Below are 21,132 nucleotides of genomic sequence, written 5' to 3' on the forward strand. Positions count from 1 at the left end.
CTGGCTTGACAGATGCAACTGGTTCCGAGATGCAGAAGCTACAGGCGAAGGGAGAGTGAGATGATCACAAGACGCTCTGTGGTGGCGGGGTTGGCGGGTATGGCCTTGGCGGGTCGGCTCGGCGCGGCGCCCCGGCTGAAGGTGGTGACCACCTTCACGGTGATCGCCGACATGGCCCGTCAGGTCGCGGGCGAGGCCGCCGAGGTGGTCTCCATCACCCGGCCCGGGGCCGAGATCCACGGCTACCAGCCGACCCCACGGGATCTGGTGCGCGCCCAGGGGGCGGACCTGATCCTGTGGAACGGGCTGGGGCTGGAACGCTGGTTCGAACAGTTCATGTCGAACCTTAAGAACGTACCGGAAGCCACTGTTTCAAAAGGAGTCGATCCGATTTCCATCTCGGGTGGGGAATACCAGGGCAAGCCCAATCCCCATGCCTGGATGGCACTTTCCTCGGCTGAACTCTACATCGACAATATCCGCGATGCCCTGTCCGTGGCAGATCCCGGTCAGGCCGCGACCTATGCGGCCAATGCCCGGGCCTACAAGGCCAGGATGGCCGCTGTCATCGGCCCGCTGCGCGCCGCCGCCCGGGCGCTGCCGGAAGAAAAGCGCTGGCTGGTCACCTCGGAAGGGGCGTTTTCCTATCTGGCGCGGGATTTCGCCCTGAAGGAGCTGTACCTCTGGCCGATCAACGCCGATGCCCAGGGCACGCCGCAACAGGTCCGCGCGGTGATCGACCGGGTCCGGGCCGAGGCGATCCCGGTGGTCTTCTCGGAAAGTACGGTCTCCGACAAGCCGGCGAAACAGGTCGCCCGCGAAACCGGCGCGCGCTATGGCGGGGTCCTCTATGTCGACAGCCTCAGCGGGCCGGAGGGGCCGGTGCCAAGCTACCTCGACCTGCTGCGGGTGACGGCGGAAACCATCGTGACGGGGCTGTCGTCATGAGCGCCGCGCCCGATGTGGCCGGTCTGCAGGCCGAGGGCCTCTCGGTCACCTATCCAAACGGCCACACGGCGCTGCGCGACGCCAGCTTCCGCCTGCCGCAGGGCAGCATCACCGGGCTTCTGGGGGTGAACGGGGCGGGCAAGTCGACGCTGTTCAAGGCGCTGATGGGGTTCGTTCCGCTGAGCGCGGGCCGTGTTCAGATCCTGGGAGAGAGCGTGGCGCGCGCCCGCAAGGCCCAGGCCGTCGCCTATGTGCCCCAGTCCGAGGAGGTCGACTGGAGCTTTCCGGTGCTGGTCGAGGACGTGGTGATGATGGGCCGCTACGGCCACATGGGGCTGCTGCGTCGGCCCCGCGCCGCCGATCGCGCGGCGGTCGATGCCGCCCTGGCCCGGGTCGAGATGACCGACTTCCGCCACCGCCAGATCGGTGCCCTGTCGGGCGGGCAGCGCAAGCGGGTCTTCCTGGCCCGCGCCCTGGCCCAGGATGCCCGGGTGATCCTGCTGGACGAACCCTTCACCGGCGTCGACACCGGCACCGAGGCGCAGATCACCGCGCTGCTGCGCGCGCTGCGCGAGGAGGGGCGGGTGATGCTGGTCGCGACCCACAACCTTGGCACCGTGCCCGCCTTCTGCGACCGGGTGGTGATGGTGCGCGGCACCGTGCTGGCCGAGGGGCCCACGGAGCAGGTCTTCACCCCCGAGATCCTGCACGCGACCTTCGGCGGCCCCGGCACCGCCTGGGGGCTGGTCGCCGGAGGGGCGGCATGATCCTGCTGGAACCCTTTTCCTACGGCTACATGACCAACGCGATCTGGGTCTCAACGCTGGTGGGGGCGGTCTGCGCCTTCCTGTCGGCCTTCCTGGTGCTGAAGGGCTGGTCGCTGATCGGAGATGCGCTGTCGCATGCGGTGGTGCCGGGGGTGGCGGGCGCCTACATGCTGGGCCTGCCCTTCGCGCTTGGCGCCTTCCTGTCGGGCGGGCTGGCGGCGCTGGCCATGCTGGGCCTGAAACGGCTGAGCGGCCTGAAGGAGGACGTGGTGATCGGCCTGATCTTCACCGCCTTCTTCGGGCTGGGGCTGTTCCTGGTCTCGCTCAATCCCATGGCGATCTCGGTTCAGAGCATCATCATGGGCAATATCCTGGCGATCACCCCCGCCGACACGCTGCAACTGGCGCTGATCGGGGGGCTGTCGCTGCTGGTGCTGCTGGTGAAATGGCGCGACCTGATGGCCGTCTTCTTCGACGAGGGGCACGCGCGTTCCATCGGGCTGAACGTGCGCGGGCTTCAGGTGCTGTTCTTCACGCTGCTCTCGGCCTGCACGGTGGCGGCGATGCAGACGGTCGGCGCCTTCCTGGTGATCGCACTGGTGGTCACCCCCGGCGCTACCGCCCTGATGCTGAGCACGCGGTTCTCGCGGGTGCTGATGCTGTCGGTGGGCATCGGAGCGGGCAGCGCGGGGTTGGGCGCCTACCTCAGCTATTTCCTCGACGGGGCCACGGGGGGCGTCATCGTCTGCCTGCAAACGCTGGTCTTCCTGCTGACCTTCTTCCTGAACAGGAGGCCCGTGCGATGAGCGAGACACTGCTGCTGCCGTTCCAGTTTCCCTTCCTTCAGAACGCCTTCCTTGTGGTGCTGCTGATCGCGCCGGCGGCGGCGATGCTCAGTTGCTTCCTGGTGCTGAAGGGCTGGGCGCTGATGGGCGATGCCACCGCCCATGCGGTGCTGCCCGGCGTCGTGCTGGCCTATGTGGCGGGGCTGCCGCTTTTGCTGGGGGCCTTCGCGGCGGGGCTGTTCTGCGCGCTGGCCACGGGCTGGATCCGCGACCGCGCCGGGCTGCGCCAGGACACGGTGACCGGGGTGGTCTTCTCGGGGATGTTCGGGCTGGGGGTCGTGCTTTACACCGCCATCGAGAGCGACGTGCATCTGGATCACATCCTGTTTGGCAACATGCTGGGGGTCGGGGCGGCGGATCTGTGGACCTCCGGGCTGATCGCCGGGGGCGTGGTGCTGGGGCTGGGGCTGCTGTGGCGACCGCTGCTGGCGCAGGCCTTCGATCCGGTGCAGGCGAAGATGATCGGCCTGCCGGTGGCGCTGCTGCATTACGGGCTGCTGGCGGCGCTGTCGGCCTGCATCGTGGCGATGCTGTCGTCGGTCGGGATCATCCTGTCGGTGGCCAGCCTGATCGCACCCGGCGCCACCGCCTTCCTGCTGACGCGCCGCTTTGGCGCCATGCTGGCAGTGGCGGTCCTGGTGGCGATGCTGGCCGGGGTCGCGGGCACCTATGCCGCCTTCTGGCTGGACAGCGCCCCCGCGCCGACCATCGTGCTGGTGCAGACGGCGCTGGTGCTGCTGGCGCTCGGCTGGCGGCGCTACCAGGGCAGCGTTGCGCCGCTGCGCTCCAGATAGGCCAGCCCGGGCCGGTCCAGCCGCGACAGCAGGGTGTCGGCGATGTCGGGGATCGTCTCTTCCAGCCCGAAGGGGGCCTCGGGACCGCCAAGGGCGGTGCGGATCCAGCCCGGCGCCATCAGCAGCAGCGGCCGCCCGGGACGGCGGGCCGAAAGGCTGCGCAGCGCCTGGTTCAGCGCCGCCTTGCTGGCGCGATAGGCCTCGCGGCCGCCGGTGCGGTTGTTGGCCAGGCTGCCCTGACCCGAGGACATCACCCCGATCAGCCCGCCGGGGCGCACCAGATCCTCCAGCGCGGCGATCACCCGCAGCGGGCCCAGCACGTTGGTCAGCATCAGCGCCGCGAAATCCTCTGGCGGGACCTGTTCCAGCGGCGCCGTGGGATCGGCATTGGTGGTGCCCGCATTGACGAACAGCATGTCGTAAACCTGCCCCTCCAGCCGCGCCCGCAGCGCCGTGATCGAGGCGGCCTCGGTGATCTCAAGCCGTTCGGTGCGGATCCGGTCGGGCCGGGCGGCGGCCAGATCATGCAGCGGCGTGCCCGATGGCGCGCGCAGCGTGCCGGTGACATGCCAGCCGCGCTCGGCAAATTCGACCGAGAGCGCATGGCCCAGACCGCGCGAGGCGCCGATCAGCAGCAGTTTCCGGGGGGTGTTCGGGGGAAGGGTCATTCTGGCGTCTCCTGCATGGAATGGCCCTGATCTGGGGCAGGGATGATAAATGCGCCAGACGCACAGGTTGCACGGTATCCTTGCATCAGACGCTATGCCCCGGCCCGATCCCGCGCTAGGCTGGGTCATGAGCGATCCGGATCTGAACCTTCTTCCCGCCCTTGATGCGCTTTTGCGCGAGGGCAGCGTGACCGGGGCGGCGCGCCGCCTCGGCCTCAGCGCCTCGGCGATGAGCCGCACGCTGGCGCGGCTGCGTCAGGCCACGGGGGATCCGCTGCTGGTGCGCGCCGGGCGCGGCATGGTGGCGACCCCCCGGGCACTGGAACTGCGCGCGCAGGTGCAGGTGCTGACCCATGGCGCGCGCCAGGTGCTTTCGCCGCAGGTTGCGGTGCTGGACCCGGCCCGGCTGGAGCGCGCCTTCAGCCTGCGCGCCAATGCCGGGTTCCTTGACCGTTTCGCGCCCGCGCTGGTCACCGCGCTGCGGGCCGAGGCGCCGGGCCTTCAGCTGCGCTTTCAGGCCAAGCCCCTGAAAAGCGCCGATCCGCTTCGGGACGGGGCGTGCGATCTTGAGGTCGGCACCCCGGCAGATCCTGCCTCCGAGGCCCCGGAGCTGCGTCGCAAGCTGCTGTTTCGCGATCATTTCCTGGCCGCAATCCGGGCCGGCCATCCGCTGCGCGCCCACCCCGGCGATGCCGCGGCCTTCGCCGCCTGCGATCACGTGGTGGCGGCGCGGCGTGGTGGTGGGCGCGGCCCCGTCGATACCGCGCTGGAGCAGCTGGGACTGGCGCGGCGGATCGCCGTCGTGGTGCTGGGCTTTCCCGAGGCGCTGCGCATCGCCGCCGCCTCGGATCTGGTGGCGCTGGTGCCGGCCTCGATGATGGCCGGGCAGGGCGCGGCGCTTGAGGCGTTGGCGCTGCCGGTCGAAACGCCCCCGCTTTCGGTCTGGCTGATGTGGCATCCCCGCCTGCAGGAGGATCCCGGACACCGCTGGCTGCGCGGTGCCGTGGTCCGGATCTGTCATGAGATGGCAGCGAAAACCGCTAGGCCGCGTGGGTGATCTCTCCGCCGCAGAGGGTCATGCGGGCCGAAGCCTCGGCCAGGCGCGCGGGGTCCATCGCCTCCAGATCCTGCGAGAAGATCGTGATGTCGGCCATCTGTCCGGCGATCAGCTGCCCCTTGCGCCCCTCGTTGAACTCGGCCCAGGCATTGTCGCAGGTGTAGCTTTTGAGGGACTCGTGCAGGCTCTGGCGCTGTTCGGGCCAGGCGGGCGACAGCGCCACCGGCGCCACGGCGGCGCGCAGGGTTTCCAGCGGCGCGACACCGATCACCGGCCAGTCGGTTGCAAACAGCGTGCGCGGGGCGGCGGCGCGCAGGTCCCGCCAGGCAAAGGCGGTGGCCAGCTGATGCGGGTGCAGCCGGTGGTCCAGCCCCTGCGGCGGCGCGATGCCCCCGCGCGGCGCATGGCCGGGCTGAAGCGAGGCGACGACGCCCAGATCGCCCAGCCGGGGGATGTCGTCGGGGTGGATCGTCTCGATATGCTCGATCCGGTGGCGGCTGTCGCGGGCGCCGTTGGCGGCGCGGGCGGCTGCGAAACCATCCAGCGTCCGGCGCACCGCCAGATCGCCGATCGCATGGACCGACAGCTGAAAGCCAAGGGCATCGCCGGCAACGCAGACGCGGGTGAATTCCTCGGGGTCGAAGACCGCGTCGCCGCAGGTCTCAAGCCCCGGATAGGGCGCCAGCATCAGCGCGGTGGAGCTTTCGATGACCCCGTCCATGAACATCTTGATGCGCCGGCTCCACAGCCGGTCCGAGGCGAAGCGGCGGCGCATCTCCTGTGCCTCTTCCAGCCGCGACAGGCTTTGCCCGGTGCGGAAATGCAGCGGCACCTCGGTGCGGCAGAGCAGCTCTCCGGCAGCTTCCAGATCTGCCAGAAGTTCCAGCGTGTAAAGGTTGCCATCCATGTTGTGCAGCCCGCTCAGCCCGTGGCGGGCGCAATGGGCCAGACCCTGACGCAGCACCGCGCGGTCGATGGCGCGCTCGGCCTCTGTGGCGGGGGGCTCTGGGTCCTGGCCGGTGGTCATGCCCAGCAGGTCGCGCCCGCCGAACCGGCAAAGCCGCAGCACCGGGGCATAGGCGCCGGGTTCGCGCAGCTCTCCGGTGGCGGTGCCGTCGGGGGCCATGACGACTTCGGCGCCCTGTTCGACGGGCGCACCATGCAGCAGCCCCGCCATTTCCAGCGCGCGGGTATTGGCCCAGACGGTGTGGTGATCGGCGGAAAAGAGCGCCAGCGCCCGGTCCGGCAGCACCTGATCCAGCGCCTGGCGGGTGGTGGTCTGATCGGGCCCCAGCAGCGCATAGGCGGCCTGCACCGCCATCAGCACCCGGTCTTCGGGATGGGCCGCCGCATAGGGGCGCACGGCCTGCGCCAGCGCCGCGGCGCCGCAGATACCGGCCAGGCTGAGGTAGGAGAGTTCCGCCGCGCCCATGAACAGGTGCACGTGGCTGTCGATCAGTCCCGGGGTGACGGTGCCGCCCTCGGCGTCGATCACCTTGGTTGCGGGGCCGATCAGGGGGCGGATGTCGGCCTCTTCTCCCAATGCCAGGATCGTGCCGCGCCGGATCGCCAGCGCCCCGGCGCGGGGGCGGGCGGCATCGAAGGTCATCAGGCGACCATTCAGGATCACGGTATCGGCGGTCATCGGGGCTCTTTCTGTCGCTGTCTGTCCAAGGGGTAGTCGGCAGGACAGAATGCGAAAATACCACCAGGATGGTATTGTTCGACGCAGAAAGCCGCTTCAGGGTGTTAGACGGAGGTCCCCATGAAAGACGACGGACAGCAACGCGAATACGATTTCCTGGGCCGGGTGGCCTCGGCGGCCTCGGTGCCCGATTTCGCCGCCGAGGTGGTGCCCTACTGCCGCGACCTCTTCGAGGCGGGCAGCGTGCTGGCCGTGCTGTTTCACCGCGACCGTGCCCCCGAAGTGCTGTTCCGCTGGAGCACCGACCGCCTCAGGTCGGAGAATTTCGACCGGAACTACCCGGTGATCGGCTATCTGCTGGACCCGTTCTATCGCATCGCCTTCGACGGGGCGGCGCGCTTTGCCGGGCCGCTGCGCGAGATCGCGCCGGATCGTTTCGAGGCCAGCGAGTATTACGATGCCTATTTCGGCGCCACGCGGCTCAGTGACGAACTGGGCGCGGTGGCGCGCCTGGGGGCAAGTCGCAGCCTGCATCTGGCGGTCGGGCGTGATCGCGGCCAGCGGCGCTTTCGTGCCTCGGAGGTGGCGCGCTTCGATCTGCTGTCGCGGGTGCTGATGCCCTGCCTTGCCGCGCTGGCGCCGGTGCCTGCGCCCGGTGTTCCCCTGCCGCCGCTGCGCACCCGGCTGGAGGCGCTGGCGCTTGAGACCGGAGAGCAGCTTTCGGCGCGCGAGGCCCAGGTGGCCGAGCTGATCCTTCAGGGCCATTCCAGCCGCGCCATGGCGCTGAAGCTGGGGATCTCGGTCCATACCGCCAAGGTGCACCGGCGCAACCTTTACCGGAAGATGAACATTTCCTCGCAGAGCGAGCTCTTCGTGCATGTGAACCGCGCCATCGGCCTGCAGGCGGCCGAGCTGGGCGCCCCGGGCTAGGCCCGCCCGGGCCTCCGGGGCAGAACGGAGGCATCCCCACGCCGGCAGGTGCCGGCGCATCAGTCCCCCCGCCGGCCTATGCCGGCGCATCAGTCAGGGAGCCTCCGCATGGTGGCATTTGAGACGAGCAAGGATCCTCTGGCCGCCGACGCCTATGTGGTGGCCGCGGTCTGCGACCTGAACGGCATCTACCGCGGCAAGAGGATTCCCGCCGCGCAGGCCGCCAAGATCGAGACCGCGGGCATCCGGATGCCGATGTCCTCGGTCGGGGTGGATATCTGGGGCAGCGATGCGGTGGGCAGCGGTCTGACGCTGAGCCAGGGGGATACCGACGGGGTCTGCCTGCCGATCGGGCGCGGTGCGCTGCCGGTGCTGGGGGATCGCGACCGGGCACGGCTGGTGCCGATGTGGATGCAGACCGAGGACGGCCAGCCGTTCTATTCCGATGCGCGGCAGGTGCTGGCGCGGGTGCTGGCGCAGTACGCTGCGCGCGGGTTGACCCCGGTCGTCGCGACCGAGCTGGAGTTCCACCTGACCGATCCCGCAGGCCCCGGCATCGCCCCTGCGGATCTGGCCGCCGGCCTGCCGCCCGGGCGTTTCGACAACATCTACTCCGTGCAGGAGATCGACGGCGCCGCCGCCCTGTTCGACGAGGTGCAGGAACTGGCCGCGCGCTGCGGGATCGAGCCCGAGTCCCTGATCGCCGAGGGCGGCCCGCGCCAGTACGAGATCACCCTGCGCTACCGCGACGACGCGCTGCGCATCGCCGACGACACGCTGCTGCTGAAGCAGATCCTGCGCTCGGTCGCGGCGCGGCACGGCCATGCCGCCTGCTTCATGGCGAAACCCTATGCCGAGCGTTCGGGCAACGGGCTGCATGTGCATGTCTCGGTGCTGGATGCGGCGGGGCGCAACATCTTCGACGATGGCGGCCCCGAGGGCACGCCGGTGCTGCGTCAGGCGATTGCCGGGCTGGTCGGCTCCATGCGGGATCTGGGGCTTGTCTTTGCGCCGCACCAGAATTCCTTCCGGCGGCTGGCGCCGGGGACGCTGGCGCCCACCACCGCCGCCTGGGGCTATGAAAACCGCACCTCGGCGATCCGGGTGCCCGGCGGGCCCGCGCTGGCGCGCCGCTTCGAACACCGCGTCGCGGGCGCCGATGCCAATCCCTACCTGGTGCTGGCGGCGATCCTCGCCGGGGCGCTGGACGGGATCGAACGCGCGCTGGAGGCTCCGGCGCCGGTCAGCGGCAATTCCTACGATGCCGAGGCCCCGGCGCTGGATCCCGACTGGCGCGCCGCGATCGAGCGTTTCGCCGGGTCCGCCCTGGCCGCACGGCTGCTGCACCCCGATTTCGTGCATTATTTCACCGCCTGCAAGCGACAGGAGCTTGCCGGTTTCGACGCCCATATCCCCGCCTTCGAGATCGCCACCTACCGCGCCTCGGTCTGATCCGAGCACGAGCCCGAGACTGCCATGACCGAATCCTATCCCCAAAGCTACTATGCCGGCAGCCGCCACGAGACCGCGCCCTTTGCCCCCCTGGACGGGGATACCCAGGCCGATGTGGCCATCATCGGCGGCGGTTTCACCGGCGTTGCCACCGCGCTGGAACTGGCAGAACGCGGCGTCTCGGTCGTGCTGGTGGAGGCCAACCGGATCGGCTGGGGCGCCACCGGGCGCAATGGCGGGCAGATCACCGGGTCGCTCTCGGGGGATGCGGCGATGCTGCGGGAATTCTCCAAGGTGCTGGGCCCGGAGGCGGCGGAACGCTTCGTCTGGGATCTGCGCTGGCGCGGCCATGACATTATCCGTGCCCGGGTGGCGCGCTACGGCATCGACTGCGACCTGAAGGATGGCCATCTGCACGCGGCCTGGAAGGCTTCGCATCTGCCGGAGCTGGAGGCGATGCACCGTCTGGCCTGCACCCGCGGCATGGAGGACCAGGTGACGCTGCTGCGCGGAGAAGAGGTGCAGCAGGCCGTGGGCTGCGATCTTTACGTCGGCGGGCTGCTGAACCGGCGCAACATGCATGTCCATTCGCTGAACCTCTGCCTCGGAGAGGCCGAGGCCGCGCGTTCCCTCGGCGCGCGCCTGCACGAGGGCACCCGGGCGCTGGATATCGAGGAGGGCGACAGCCCCGTCGTGATCACCGACCGGGGGCGCATCCGTGCCGGGCGGGTGCTGCTGGCGGGCAATGCCTATCACCGGCTGGCAGGGCGGCGGCTTGCGGGGCTGCTGTTCCCGGCGACGCTGGGTGTGGTCGCCACCGATCCGCTGCCCGAGGCGCTGGCCCGCCAGGTCATCCCGATGGACATCGGCGTCTACGACACCCGCTTCGTGCTGGACTACTACCGCCTGACCGCCGACCGCCGGCTGCTGTTCGGCGGCGGCACCAACTACACCGGGCGGGATCTGGGCGATGTCGCCGGCCAGCTGCGCCCGGCGATCGAGCGCACCTTCCCGGCGCTGCGCGGCATCGGCATTCCGCTGGCCTGGCAGGGCACCGCCGGCATCACCCTGAACCGCATTCCCCAGCTTGGCACCCTGTCGAACCGCATCTTCTACGCCCAGGGCTATTCCGGCCACGGCATCGCCACGACACATATCGTCGGAGAGATCATGGCCCAGGCGCTGACCGGGCGCAGCCGCGATTTCGAGGTCTTCTCGAAGGCGCACCAGTGGCGGCTGCCGGTGGGGCGGCGGATGGGCAACCTGATGCTGGCGCTCGGCATGTGGTATTTCCAGAAGCGCGAAGCCTGGCGCTAGGGCGCAGGGGCAGGGGATCACGGCATCGTGTAGCCGGCTGGCGCACCGGGGTTTGCCCGCCGCCCCCGGCTTCGGCTATGGCCGGAGCGTGATGGTTCCCGGTCCGGGAACAATGGGAATGCGGTGCGGGTTTCGCGACCCAATGCCGTGACTGCCCCCGCAACTGTAGGCGGAAAGTCCGCGTCACCATGGCCACTGGGCAACTGGGAAGGCCGGCGCCGGGCGCTGATCCGCAAGTCAGGATACCGCCATCACGCCATGGTCTGCGCAGCCGCGCCGGACGGGGTGTTCCGGGGTCTGGCCTTGCGGAGACGACCAGCAGAGAGGGCACATGTCCAGCCTCGTTTCTTCCTCCGGCGCCAGGGGTCTGCGCCGCCGCGTCAGCGCGATCTACGTCTTTCTCATCCTGTTCAACCTCGGCGCCTGGATCTGGGCCTTCGTGGCGCTGGACGGCCAGCCGCTGCTGCTGAGCGCGGCGGCGGTGGCCTGGGGCTTCGGCCTGCGCCACGCGGTCGATGCCGATCACATCGCCGCCATCGACAACGTGACCCGCAAGCTGATGCAGGAGGGGCGCCGCCCGGTGACGGTGGGGCTGTTCTTTGCCCTGGGCCATTCGACGGTGGTGCTGCTGGTCTCGGTTCTGGTGGGGCGGGCGGCCATCGTGCTGCAGGGGCAGGCGGCGGGCTGGCAGGCCATCGGCAGCGCCTTCTCGACCTGCATCTCGGCGCTGTTCCTGTTCCTGATCGCGGGGATGAACATCGTCATCCTGCGCGGCGTCTGGCGCGCCTTCCGCGACCTGCGCCGCGGCCTGCCCTATGCCGAGGAGGATCTGGACCTGCTGCTGGGCAACCGCGGCCTGCTGGCGCGGCTGGTCCGGCCGATGTTCCGCCTGGTGTCTCGGCCCGTCTACATGCTGCCGCTGGGCTTCCTGTTCGGGCTGGGATTCGACACCGCGACCGAGGTCAGCCTGCTGGGCATGTCCGCCCACCAGGCGGCGCAGGGGGTGTCGATGTCCTCGATGATCGTGCTGCCGGTGCTGTTCGCCGCCGGCATGTCGCTTGTGGATACCACGGACGGCATCCTGATGCTGGGGGCCTATGAATGGGCCTTCCTGAAACCGGTGCGCAAGATCTACTACAACCTCTGCATCACCCTGGTCGCGGTGGTGGTGGCGGTGCTGATCGGCGGCATCGAGGCACTGGGCCTGCTGGGCCAGGAGCTGGACCTGACCGGCGCGCCCTGGCGCCTTGTCGGGGCGCTGAACGACAATTTCGACAATCTTGGCTTCTTGATCATCGGGATCTTCCTGCTGGCCTGGGTGCTGTCCTACGCGATCTACCGGATGCGCGGATACGACCGGCTGGACCCGGTGCGCCTGCCGGCGGACCGGGGCTGAGTGCGCGGCTGAGCCTGGGGCGCGTGGCACGACGGCCTGAGCGGTTGCAGCCCGCGCCCGATGGGCGTCTACTCGCTCCGCAAGGACTCAAGGCGGACGGGCGATGAGCGAAGACCCCTATGACGTGCTCGGGCTGGGCCGGACGGCCAGCGCCGAGGAAATCAAGAAAGCCTACCGGAAGATCGCGAAGGACAGCCATCCCGATCTGCATCCCGGCGATGCGGCGGCAGAGGCGCGCTTCAAGGCTGCCGGGGCGGCCTACGATCTGCTGAAGGACCCCGAGACGCGCAAGCGTTTCGATGCCGGAGAGATCGACGCCAGCGGCCAGGAAAAGCCGCGCGAGCGGCCCTTCTACCGCGACTATGCCGAACAGCCCGGCAACCCCTACCGCCAGGGCCCGCGCTACGAGGGGTTCGGGGACGACAACGACTTCTTCTCGGAATTCCTGCGGCGCGGGGGCGGGCGGACCGGCGGCTTCGGCGGCCAGGGGATGCGGGCGCGCGGGGCGGATGCCCATTACGCGCTGGAGGTGCCCTTTCTGGAGGCCGCCAATGGCGGCTCCATGCGGATCACCCTGCCGGGGGGCAATGACCTGGAGGTGAAGATCCCCAAGGGCATTTCCGAAGGGCAGGTGCTGCGGCTGCGCGGCAAGGGCAGCCCGGGCTTCGGCGGCGCCGAACCGGGGGATGCCTATGTGACCCTCTCGATCACCCCGCATCCGCTGTTCCGCCGCGAGGGCGACGATATCGTCATGACCCTGCCGGTGGCGCTGGACGAGGCGGTGCTGGGCGCCAAGGTCGAGGTGCAGACCATCGCCGGCCCGGTGAAGGTCAGCGTGCCGGCGGGGGCGACCTCGGGGCAGGTGCTGCGGCTGCGCGGGCGCGGCATCGCGGCGGCGGGTCGCCCGGCGGGCGATCAGCGCATCGAGCTGCGCATCGCCATGCCGAAACAGATCGACGAGGACCTGAAGCGCTTCATGGAAGAGTGGCGCCGGGACCATGCCTATGATCCGCGCAAGGGAGGTCAGTCATGAGCGCAGAGACGGGTTTCTACTCTGAAGAAGAGGCGATCGCGGCGGTGGGCCGTCTGGACCACGCGCTGCTGGCGCGCTTCGTGCGCACCCGGGTGATCCTGCCTGCCGACAGCGAGGCGGGCTCGGTCTACCGGGGCGTCGATCTGGCGCGGATGGAACTGCTCTGCGACCTGTGCTGCGATTTCGATCTGGGGGACGAGGCGCTCGACATGGTGATGCGGCTGGTCGATCAGCTGCATGGCGCGCGCGGCGACCTGAAGGCGCTGATGCGCGCGCTTGGCGAAGAGCCCGAGGAGGTGCGGCTGAGGGTGCTGGGCCGGCTGGGCTAGCCGCGGCGCAGCAGGCCGCAGGCCCAGGCGGCCAGCGCGAAGCTGACCATCCCCGAAAGCACCAGCGCCAGCAGCGCCGGGTAGCGCCATCCCTCGGCATATAGCCAGGGGGCAAGCGCCTGGCGGGTGGCCCAGACCACGGCGCCCATCAGCGCACTGGCCAGCAGCAGGCGCGGCAGGGCGCGCTTCAGCCTTGCGTCGGGGCGGGCGGCCTCTCCGAAGCGGCGGCTGCCCTGCCAGAGCTGAAGCGCCATCACCCAGCCCGCGACGGTGGTGCCGAGGGCGGCGGCGGCAAAGCCCAGCAGTGGCGCCAGCCCCAGGGCCAACCCTGCGTTCACCGCCATCGCCCACAGTGCCTGGCGCAGCGGGCTGCGGGTGTCTTCGCGCGCGAAATAGAGCGGTTGCAGCACCTTCTGAAGCACGAAGGCCGGCAGGCCGGCGCCGTAGATCGCCAGCGCCAATGCGGTCGGGCCGACATCGGATGGCAGGAAGGCGCCGCGCCGGAACAGCACCGAAACGATGGGATCGGCGGCGATCATCAGCCCCAGCCCCGCCGGCAGCGTCAGCAGCAGCGCCAGCTCGGTCGCGCGGTTGAAGGCATGGCGCCCGGCGCCGGTGTCTCCGGCCTTCAGGCGGCGCGTCAGCTCGGGCAGCAGCACGATGCCGATGGCGATCCCCACGACCCCGAGGGGCAGCTGGTACAGCCGGTCGGCATTGGTCAGCCAGACGATGCCGTGATCGAAGAAGGACCCGACCTGCCGCCCGACCAGCAGGTTCACCTGCACCACGCCGCCCGCCAGCACCGCCGGGGCCGCCACCGCGATCAGGCGCCGCATCTCGGGGCTGAGCCTCGGACGGCGCAGACGCAGCCCAAAGCCCATGCGCCGCGCCGCGTTCCAGACCAGCGCCAGCTGGGCCAGCCCGGCGACGGGCGTCGACCAGGCCATCGCCAGCCCCATGTCCCAGCCGCAGGCCCGGGCCAGCACCATGGCGCCGATCAGCACCAGATTCATCAGGACGGGCGCCGCCGCCGCCGCCCAGAACCGCCCGCCCGCGTTCAGCACCCCCGACAGCAGCGCCGTCAGCGAAATGAAAAGGATGTAGGGAAAGCAGATCCGCCCGTAAGCCACCGCAAGGCCGAAGCGGTCATCGCCCAGAAAGCCTCCGGCCTGGGCCATGACCAGCCAGGGCATCGCCAGATGCGCCGCGACCGAGAGTACCAGAAGCATGCTGAACAGCCCCGAGAACGCCTCTTCCGCGAAGGCGCGGGGGGCATCGCCCGCTTCCAGGCGGCGGGCGAACATCGGCACGAAGGCGGTGTTGAAGGCGCCCTCGGCGAAGAAGCGGCGGAACATGTTGGGCAGGGTGAAGGCCACCAGATAGGCCTGGGCCACCGGGCCCGCGCCCAGATAGGCCGCGATCAGCACGTCGCGCGCCAGGCCCACGACGCGGCTGGCCAGCGTCAGGCTGCCGACCGACAGGATGCCCCGGAGGAGGCGGGAACGGGGAAGCAAGATTTCGGCCCTCGGCTGTGCGGGCGGCTGGGCCCCGGCTTCCATGCCATGGCGCCCGCGCGCGCGAAAGCGGCCAGCGGCGGGACCGGCGGCGGACAGCCGATGCGCCCTAGGGCACGGTGCCAAGGTGGAAGGTGTCGGACCAGAAATCCAGCAGCAGCGCCCGGCGGTTGGCATCCAGCGCCACCACCAGCGCCGGGGACAGCGGGATCGGGCGGCGGGCGCTTTGGGGCAGGGCCGTCTCGGCCTCTTCCAGCCCCGAGACGAGGCCGGCGCGCGTCAGCATCGCCTGGGCCTTGGGGGTCAGCAGGAAGTCCAGCAGCCGCCCCGCCAGCGCCCTCTGGTCAGAGCCCTTCGGGATCATGTAGCCGCGCGAAAGCACCAGGGTGTAATCCTCGGGCAGGATCATCCCGACGTCGCGCCCGGCAGCATTGATCGCGTAGGAGCCAAGCACATTGTAGGCCAGCAGGTAGCGCCCCTCGGCAACGCCGGCGATGATCTCGGCCGAGCAGCAGGTGGCCACCGCATCGACACGGGCAAAGCCCTCCATCAGCGCGCCGAAGGTCGAGGCCTCCAGACTGTCGCTATAGGCGAACAGATACCCCAGCCCCGAGGCGCCGATGTCGTAGGTGGCGATGCGCCCGCGATAGAGTTCGGGGGTTTCGCGCAAGGCGTCGAGCAGGGCGAAACGGCTGCGCGGCACCGCCTCGGCGGGAAGCAGGCGCTTGTTGTAGGCGATGACGGCGGGTTCGCTGGTCACGCCCCACAGCTCGTCCCGCCAGCGCCGGGTTTCGGGCAGGGCAAGGGTGGCGGCCGAGCGGTGCGGCGCGGCGCAGGCGGCATTGACCAGCCAGACCATCTGCTGCACCGCGGAAGAGAACAGCGCATCGGCGGGATCGGCGCCGTTCCGGCAATCGGCGCGGGCGCGGGCGAAGAGCGCATTCGATCCCCATTGTTCGTAGGTCAGCGTCATCTCGGGGTGCAGGGCGGCAAAGCGCGTCAGCACGGGGCGGATCACGGTGATGTCGGTGGTCGAGCGCAGCAGGAAGGGCGTCGGGCCGGTTCCGAAGGTCGCGGTGGCCTCCTGCGCGCAGGCAGGCGCGGCCAGCATCAGCAGGGCCAGCAGGGCGCGGATCATGCGGGGGGCTCCTTCTCGGGGGGATCTACGGCGGGCAGCACCAGCGCGACGCGGAAGCCATCGGCATCGGCGCGGGTCTCCACCCGGCCTCCGAAGGCCCGCGCCACCGCCGAAACGATCGACAGGCCGATCCCGGCGCTGTCCTCGGACGATCCGGCGCTGCGGTTGAAGCGTTGCCCCCAGCGCGCCACGACCGCCGGATCGGGCCCGGGGCCGCTGTCCTGCACCCAGAGCAGCGCCTTGTCGCCGCGCCGCTCGGCCCCCAGCCGCACCGGCGCCTGCCCGTGCCTCAGCGCATTGCTGAGCAGGTTGCGCGCCGCCTCGCCCAGGGAAAAGGCATCGGCGCGCACGATCACCGGGTCCTCGCCGATCTCCAGCCGCAACTCGCTGCCGGGGGCCAGCAGCAGGTGATCCTCGCGCTCCATGATCTCGAGCGCGGTTTCGCGCAGGTCGACGGCGGTGCGCTGGGCGCTGTCGGTGCGGTGGATCACCAGCGCGCGCGACAGCAGCTGATCCAGCAGCGTGCCCAGCGAACGGGTGCGCGCCAGAAGCCGCTCCAGCGCGCGGCCCCGGGCCTGTTCGCCCGGATCCGAAAGCGCCATCTCGGCCTGCACGCGGATCGCGGCGACCGGGGTGCGCAGCTGGTGCGCGGTGTCGGAAATCAGCGTCCGCATCGCCGAGACCTGGGCATCGAGGCGTCCCATGAAGCGGTTCATCGCACCCAGCATCACCTGAAGCTCCCTTGGCAGGCCATCGGCGGGCATCGGCGTCAGGTCGTAGGGATCGCGGCGCGCCAGATCGCCGGTCAGCGCCTCCAGCGGGCGCAGGGCACGGCGCACCACCACCCAGGACATCATCAGCAGGGCGATCCCGGCGGCCAGCATCGGCAGCATGGCATCCAGCACCAGCTGGCCGGTCATCGCCCGCCGTGCGCGCTGGGTCTGGCCGACGACGACCTCCACGGGGCCGGAGAAATTGCGTTCGACGAAGCGGCGGGTGATGCGGACAAAGCGCGCGGGTTCGCCGTTCAGGGGGGCTTCGAAGAAGGCGGTGCCGGCGGCGCCGCGCGGCGGGGCGGGGATCTTCAGCGTGGCATCCAGCCCGGTGATGAAGCGCCCGCCGGGGCCGGTGACGGCATAGTAGACGCGATCCTCGGGCGCCTGGGCCAGCAGTTCGAAGGCCGAGACCGGCAGGTCCACCAGCGGCGCACCGTCCTGGATGCGGATCGATTCCGCGATGTCGCGGGCGGCGCCCAGCAGCAGCCGGTCATAGGACTGGCGGGCGGCCAGCCGGCCGTTCCACCAGGTCGACCCCGCCACCAGCACCCCGCCCAGCAGCAGGATCACCAGCACCGCCCCCAGCACCCGGGCCGCCAGGCTGGGCGCGGGCAGAGCCTCGGGGTGGGGCCCATGGGGGGGCTCAGTCATTCAGGCCGATCCGGTAGCCCACGCCGCGCAGGGTCTGGATGCCCACGTCGCTGCCCGAAACCTTCTTGCGCAGCCGCGCGATGTAAAGCTCGATCGCATTCACCCCGACATCGGCATCGTCGAAACTGTAGAGGCTGTCGTAAAGCCGGGTCTTCGACAGGTACTGCCCCTGGTGGCGCATCAGAACGTCAAGCAGCGCGGCCTCGCGCCGGGTCAGCTCCAGCGGGCGGCCCGACAGGGTGGCGCTGCGCGGCCCCGGCGCATAGGCCAGCGCGCCCAGCACGATCTGCTCCTGCTTGCGCTCGGCCTCGCGGCGCACCAGGGCGCGCAGCCGGGCCTCCAGCTCGCGCTGGTCGAAGGGCTTGCCCAGGTAATCGTCGGCGCCCTGATCCAGCGCCTCGATCCGGTCCTCGACCGAGGCGAGCGCGGTCAGCATCAGCACCGGCGTGCGGTCCGCGCCCGCGCGCATCTCGCGCAGCAGCCCAAGGCCCGAGCCGTCGGGCAGGTTGATGTCGAGGATCACCGCATCGTAGCGCTGCACCCGGCGGGCATCGCGCGCATCCTCGATGCTGGGGGCCAGATCGCAGGCCATGCCGCTGCGGGCAAGGTGGGCCATCACCCCCTCGGCCAGGTCCTCCGCATCCTCCACCATCAGGATCCGCATCGCAAATTCTCCCCCGCTGACCTGATCCGCCCGCTTCACGGGGCGGTGACAGGTTCGTGACAGCTCCATTGGTTACACATTCGGAACCCGCAGGAAAGTGGCCCCCGGCCCGGGCCTGCCGGGACTGCCGCCGCCCCTGAGGAGAGGGTCGGCCGACCTGAGGAGGACGACATGAAATTTACCGCAACCCGCGGCCTGCTGGCCGCTGCCCTGCTCTCGCTTGGCGCCGTCGCCGCACAGGCACAGGACACGCCCGAGTGCATCGCCCCCGCCAACCCCGGCGGCGGCTGGGACTTCACCTGCCGTCAGGTGGGCAAGTCGCTGCAGGATCTGGGCCTGATCGATGCCACCATGCAGGTGGTCAACCTGGCCGGCGGCGGTGGCGGCGTGGCCTATGCCGAGGTGGTCAACAAGCGTGCCAGCGACGACAACCTGATCGTCGCGGCCTCTTCGGCCACGGCCACCCGCCTGGCGCAGGGCGCCTATCCCGGCAACACCATGGACCAGGTGCGCTGGGTTGGCTCCGTGGGCGCCGATTACGGCGTGATCGCGGTCGCTGCCGACAGCAAGATCGACACGCTTCCCCAGCTGCTGGACCAGATCAAGGCCAACCCCGGCTCGGTCTCGGTCGCGGGGGGCTCGGCCGTGGGGGGCTGGGATCACCTGAAGGTGCTGATCGCCGCCAATGCCTACGGGATCGAGGATGTGCGCAAGGTGAAATACATCGCCTTCGATGGCGGCGGCGAGGCGGTGACCCAGCTTCTGGCGGGCTCGGTCCAGGCTTTCACCGGAGACATTTCCGAAGCCAAGGGCTTTGTTGAATCCGGCGACATCAAGGTGATCGCGATCCTTGCGCCCGAGCGGCTTGAGGGCGAATTCGCCAGCTTCCCGACCGCGCGCGAACAGGGTGTCGATGCCATCGGCGCCAACTGGCGCGGCTTCTACGCCCCGGGCAAGATGTCGGATGCCGCCTATGACAAATGGGCCAAGGACATCGGCACGCTCTATGCCTCGGACGAATGGAAGGCCGTGATGGAGGCCAACGGCCTGGCACCGCTGGATCTTCAGGGCGCCGACTTCCAGAAGTTCGTGGCGGGCTCGGTCAGCCAGATCCAGTCCATCTCGCGCGAGATCGGCATCATCAAGTGATCCTTCCGGAAGGGGGTGAACCACCCCCGTCCTTTCCAGACCGCCCCAACGACCGGAGATCCGCCATGAGCGATCGCATTTTCGGTGTCGTCGGCCTGCTTCTTGCCATCGGATATGCCATCTCGGCTTTCGCGATCGAAGAAAGCTTCCTCTCGGATGCCGTCGGCCCCAAGGCCTTCCCCCTGATCATCGCCACCATCCTTGCCATCGCCAGCGCGGTGATCGCGCTGCGCCCCGATCCCGAACCTGTCTGGCCCAGCCTGTCGCGCCTGGCCGAGGTGGCCGCCGCCGTCGTCGTGCTGCTGCTCTATTCCGAACTGCTGCCGGTGGCGGGCTTCCTGATCGCGACCGCCTTCGCCGCCGCCTACCTGGGCTGGCGCCTGGGCGCGTCGGCGCTGGAAGCCGTGGCCGTGGGCATCGGCACCTCGGTCGGGATCTACGTCATCTTCCACCTGGTCCTGGGGCTGTCGCTGGCCCGCGGCCCGTTCGGCTTCTGAAAGGGGGGCATCATGGAGCTTCTGTCTTCGCTGGGCGACGGCTTTGCCGTGGCCATCACCTTCCAGAACCTCGGTCTGGCGCTGCTGGGCTGCTTTCTGGGCACCATCATGGGCGCGCTGCCGGGGCTTGGCCCCTCGAACGGCGTCGCCATCCTCATTCCGCTGGCCTTCACCCTGGGCCTAGGGGCCACGCCCTCGTTGATCCTGCTGACCTCGGTCTATTACGGGGCGATGTACGGCGGGCGGATCTCTTCCATCCTGCTGGGCATCCCCGGGGACGAGCCCGCCATGATGACCGTGCTTGACGGTCACCCGATGGCCAAGAAGGGCATGGCCGGAGAGGCGCTGTCGCTTTCGGGCGTGGCCTCCTTCATCGGTGCCTTCATTGCCACCTGGGGGCTGATTCTGCTGGCCCCGCAGCTGGTGAAGATTGCGCTGCTGTTCGGCCCGGCGGAATATTTCGCGCTCTTCGCGCTGGCCTTCATGACCCTTGGCGGCGTCAGCTCGACCAATCAGGCGAAATCGGCCTTCGCGGCCGCCCTGGGCCTTGGGCTTGCCACCATCGGCGTCGATACCCAGACCGGCGTGCCCCGCTTCACCTTCGGTGAGGTGCACCTTTACGACGGGCTCGACTTCCTGGTCGCCATCGTCGGCCTTTTCGCCCTGTCCGAGGTCTTCATCTTCCTGGAAAACCGCCATGGCGGCGCCGAGGGCGACAGCGGCAAGCTGAAGATCGGCCGCCTGACCCCGCCGATCTCGATGCTGAAATCCTGCATGCCGACGATGCTGCGCACCTCGGTGCTGGGCTTCATCGCCGGGGTGCTGCCGGGGGCGGGGGCCTCTCTGGGCTCCTTCATCTCCTACTCGATGGAAAAGCGCCTGGTCGACAAGGAGAACACCTTCGGCACCGGCGATCCGCGCGGCGTCGCCGCCCCCGAGGCCGGCAACAACGCCGCCGCGGGTGGCGCGCTGGTGCCGATGCTGGCGCTCGGCGTGCCGGGATCGGGCACCACTGCGGTGCTGCTGGCGGTGCTGCTCTCGCTCAACATCACGCCGGGGCCGCTGCTGTTCACCCAGAACCCGGATGTGGTCTGGGGCCTGATCGCGGCGCTCTTCATTGCCAACTTCATGCTGCTGGCGATGAACATCCCGATGGTGGGGCTGTTCACCCGGGTGCTGATGATCCCCTCGCGCATCCTGATGCCGATCGTCGCCATGGTCAGCTTCGTGGGCATCTACGGCATCTCGGGCTCCAGCTTCGACCTGCTGGTGATGGTGGGCTTCGGGGTGCTGGGCTGGCTGCTGCGCAAGTTCGACGTGCCGCTGGTGCCGATCATCCTGGGCACGCTGCTGGGCAACGCGATGGAGAACAACCTGCGCCGCGCCGTGACCATCGACAACGGCAACTGGCTGACGCTGATCGACAGCCCGCTGTCCATCGCGCTCTGGGCCATCGCCATCATCGGCTTCGTGCTGCCGCTGATCGTCGGCGCGCGGGTGAAGAAGAAGATGCACGCGCGCCGCGACAGCGAGGGTTCGCTGAGCGACTGAGCACGCAACAA

At 69.7% G+C, this 21,132-nt stretch carries 20 protein-coding genes and 1 riboswitch; of the genes, 14 read left to right on the top strand and 6 right to left on the bottom strand.

The genetic code is table 11. The features are described from left to right. Positions 1–60 precede the first annotated feature (60 nt). Genes KM176_RS06925 through KM176_RS06940 form a run of 4 tightly spaced genes read left to right on the top strand, consistent with a single transcriptional unit; the run spans position 61 to position 3,354 of the window. Complete coding sequence (locus KM176_RS06925; RefSeq protein WP_160892761.1) at positions 61–948, top strand: metal ABC transporter substrate-binding protein; 888 nt, start codon at positions 61–63, stop codon at positions 946–948. After that, entirely contained in the window at positions 945–1,715 is a 771-nt protein-coding gene (locus tag KM176_RS06930) for an ATP-binding cassette domain-containing protein (protein WP_160892763.1), read from the top strand. The genes KM176_RS06925 and KM176_RS06930 overlap by 4 nt, the downstream gene beginning before the upstream one ends. Then, positions 1,712–2,521: a metal ABC transporter permease gene (locus tag KM176_RS06935; RefSeq protein WP_160892765.1), complete on the top strand. Its 810-nt coding sequence runs from the start codon at positions 1,712–1,714 to the stop codon at positions 2,519–2,521. Before KM176_RS06930 ends, KM176_RS06935 begins: the two co-directional genes overlap by 4 nt. Further along, positions 2,518–3,354, top strand: a complete 837-nt coding sequence (locus KM176_RS06940; RefSeq protein WP_160892767.1) for a metal ABC transporter permease — start codon at positions 2,518–2,520, stop codon at positions 3,352–3,354. The genes KM176_RS06935 and KM176_RS06940 overlap by 4 nt, the downstream gene beginning before the upstream one ends. Here the strand turns inward: KM176_RS06940 and KM176_RS06945 are convergent. Further along, a complete protein-coding gene (locus KM176_RS06945; RefSeq protein WP_160892769.1) occupies positions 3,318–4,022 on the bottom strand; it encodes an SDR family NAD(P)-dependent oxidoreductase in 705 nt (234 codons plus the stop codon). The genes KM176_RS06940 and KM176_RS06945 overlap by 37 nt on opposite strands. Before the next feature lie 127 nt (positions 4,023–4,149). On the opposite strand from KM176_RS06945, the gene KM176_RS06950 reads away from it, so the two are divergent. Beyond that, on the top strand, positions 4,150–5,079 hold the full coding sequence (locus KM176_RS06950) for a LysR family transcriptional regulator (protein ID WP_160892771.1): 930 nt from the start codon (positions 4,150–4,152) through the stop codon (positions 5,077–5,079). Here the strand turns inward: KM176_RS06950 and KM176_RS06955 are convergent. Further along, positions 5,063–6,724, bottom strand: a complete 1,662-nt coding sequence (locus KM176_RS06955) for an amidohydrolase (RefSeq protein ID WP_160892773.1) — start codon at positions 6,722–6,724, stop codon at positions 5,063–5,065. The two genes, KM176_RS06950 and KM176_RS06955, sit on opposite strands and share 17 nt — an antisense overlap. A 120-nt stretch (positions 6,725–6,844) precedes the next feature. Here KM176_RS06955 and KM176_RS06960 point away from each other — a divergent pair, with 120 nt between their 5' ends. The 6 genes from KM176_RS06960 (at position 6,845) to KM176_RS06985 (ending at position 13,181) form a co-directional block, all read left to right on the top strand. Further along, positions 6,845–7,654 carry a helix-turn-helix transcriptional regulator gene (locus KM176_RS06960; protein ID WP_160892775.1) on the top strand — a complete coding sequence of 270 codons (810 nt, stop codon included), beginning with the start codon at positions 6,845–6,847 and terminating at the stop codon, positions 7,652–7,654. 108 nt (positions 7,655–7,762) lie between these two features. Beyond that, entirely contained in the window at positions 7,763–9,106 is a 1,344-nt protein-coding gene (locus KM176_RS06965; RefSeq protein WP_160892777.1) for a glutamine synthetase family protein, read from the top strand. A 24-nt stretch (positions 9,107–9,130) separates the two neighbouring features. Next, positions 9,131–10,423, top strand: coding sequence for an NAD(P)/FAD-dependent oxidoreductase (locus KM176_RS06970; RefSeq protein ID WP_160892779.1), 1,293 nt, complete (start codon positions 9,131–9,133; stop codon positions 10,421–10,423). Between the two features lie 75 nt (positions 10,424–10,498). Continuing rightward, a riboswitch (cobalamin riboswitch) is annotated at positions 10,499–10,690 on the top strand. Between the two features lie 64 nt (positions 10,691–10,754). Then, the gene (locus KM176_RS06975; RefSeq protein WP_160892781.1) at positions 10,755–11,819 is read left to right on the top strand and encodes a HoxN/HupN/NixA family nickel/cobalt transporter; all 1,065 of its coding nucleotides are present in this window, start codon (positions 10,755–10,757) and stop codon (positions 11,817–11,819) included. Between the two features lie 103 nt (positions 11,820–11,922). Further along, positions 11,923–12,852 carry a DnaJ C-terminal domain-containing protein gene (locus tag KM176_RS06980; protein WP_160892783.1) on the top strand — a complete coding sequence of 310 codons (930 nt, stop codon included), beginning with the start codon at positions 11,923–11,925 and terminating at the stop codon, positions 12,850–12,852. Continuing rightward, the gene (locus KM176_RS06985; protein WP_160892785.1) at positions 12,849–13,181 is read left to right on the top strand and encodes a hypothetical protein; all 333 of its coding nucleotides are present in this window, start codon (positions 12,849–12,851) and stop codon (positions 13,179–13,181) included. Before KM176_RS06980 ends, KM176_RS06985 begins: the two co-directional genes overlap by 4 nt. On the opposite strand, the gene murJ is transcribed toward KM176_RS06985, so the two are convergent. The 4 genes from murJ to KM176_RS07005 form a co-directional block, all read right to left on the bottom strand. Then, positions 13,178–14,740, bottom strand: a complete 1,563-nt coding sequence (gene murJ, locus KM176_RS06990; protein WP_160892787.1) for a murein biosynthesis integral membrane protein MurJ — start codon at positions 14,738–14,740, stop codon at positions 13,178–13,180. The genes KM176_RS06985 and murJ overlap by 4 nt on opposite strands. A 64-nt stretch (positions 14,741–14,804) precedes the next feature. Next, positions 14,805–15,833 (bottom strand): ABC transporter substrate-binding protein, encoded by a 1,029-nt coding sequence (locus KM176_RS06995; protein ID WP_160892789.1) that lies wholly within the window; start codon positions 15,831–15,833, stop codon positions 14,805–14,807. Continuing rightward, positions 15,830–17,260, bottom strand: a complete 1,431-nt coding sequence (locus KM176_RS07000) for a sensor histidine kinase (RefSeq protein WP_160892791.1) — start codon at positions 17,258–17,260, stop codon at positions 15,830–15,832. Before KM176_RS07000 ends, KM176_RS06995 begins: the two co-directional genes overlap by 4 nt. Continuing rightward, the gene (locus KM176_RS07005; protein WP_160892793.1) at positions 17,253–17,924 is read right to left on the bottom strand and encodes a response regulator transcription factor; all 672 of its coding nucleotides are present in this window, start codon (positions 17,922–17,924) and stop codon (positions 17,253–17,255) included. The genes KM176_RS07000 and KM176_RS07005 overlap by 8 nt, the downstream gene beginning before the upstream one ends. Positions 17,925–18,095: 171 nt before the next feature. Here KM176_RS07005 and KM176_RS07010 point away from each other — a divergent pair, with 171 nt between their 5' ends. From KM176_RS07010 to KM176_RS07020, 3 genes are all read left to right on the top strand, one after another. Continuing rightward, positions 18,096–19,073: a Bug family tripartite tricarboxylate transporter substrate binding protein gene (locus tag KM176_RS07010; RefSeq protein ID WP_160892795.1), complete on the top strand. Its 978-nt coding sequence runs from the start codon at positions 18,096–18,098 to the stop codon at positions 19,071–19,073. A gap of 65 nt (positions 19,074–19,138) precedes the next feature. Further along, the gene (locus tag KM176_RS07015) at positions 19,139–19,570 is read left to right on the top strand and encodes a tripartite tricarboxylate transporter TctB family protein (RefSeq protein WP_160892797.1); all 432 of its coding nucleotides are present in this window, start codon (positions 19,139–19,141) and stop codon (positions 19,568–19,570) included. Between the two features lie 12 nt (positions 19,571–19,582). Next, positions 19,583–21,121, top strand: coding sequence for a tripartite tricarboxylate transporter permease (locus KM176_RS07020; protein WP_160892799.1), 1,539 nt, complete (start codon positions 19,583–19,585; stop codon positions 21,119–21,121). Positions 21,122–21,132: the final 11 nt, after the last annotated feature.

The sequence above is a fragment of the Pseudooceanicola endophyticus genome (genome assembly GCF_018760365.1).
Lineage (GTDB): Bacteria > Pseudomonadota > Alphaproteobacteria > Rhodobacterales > Rhodobacteraceae > Pseudooceanicola > Pseudooceanicola endophyticus.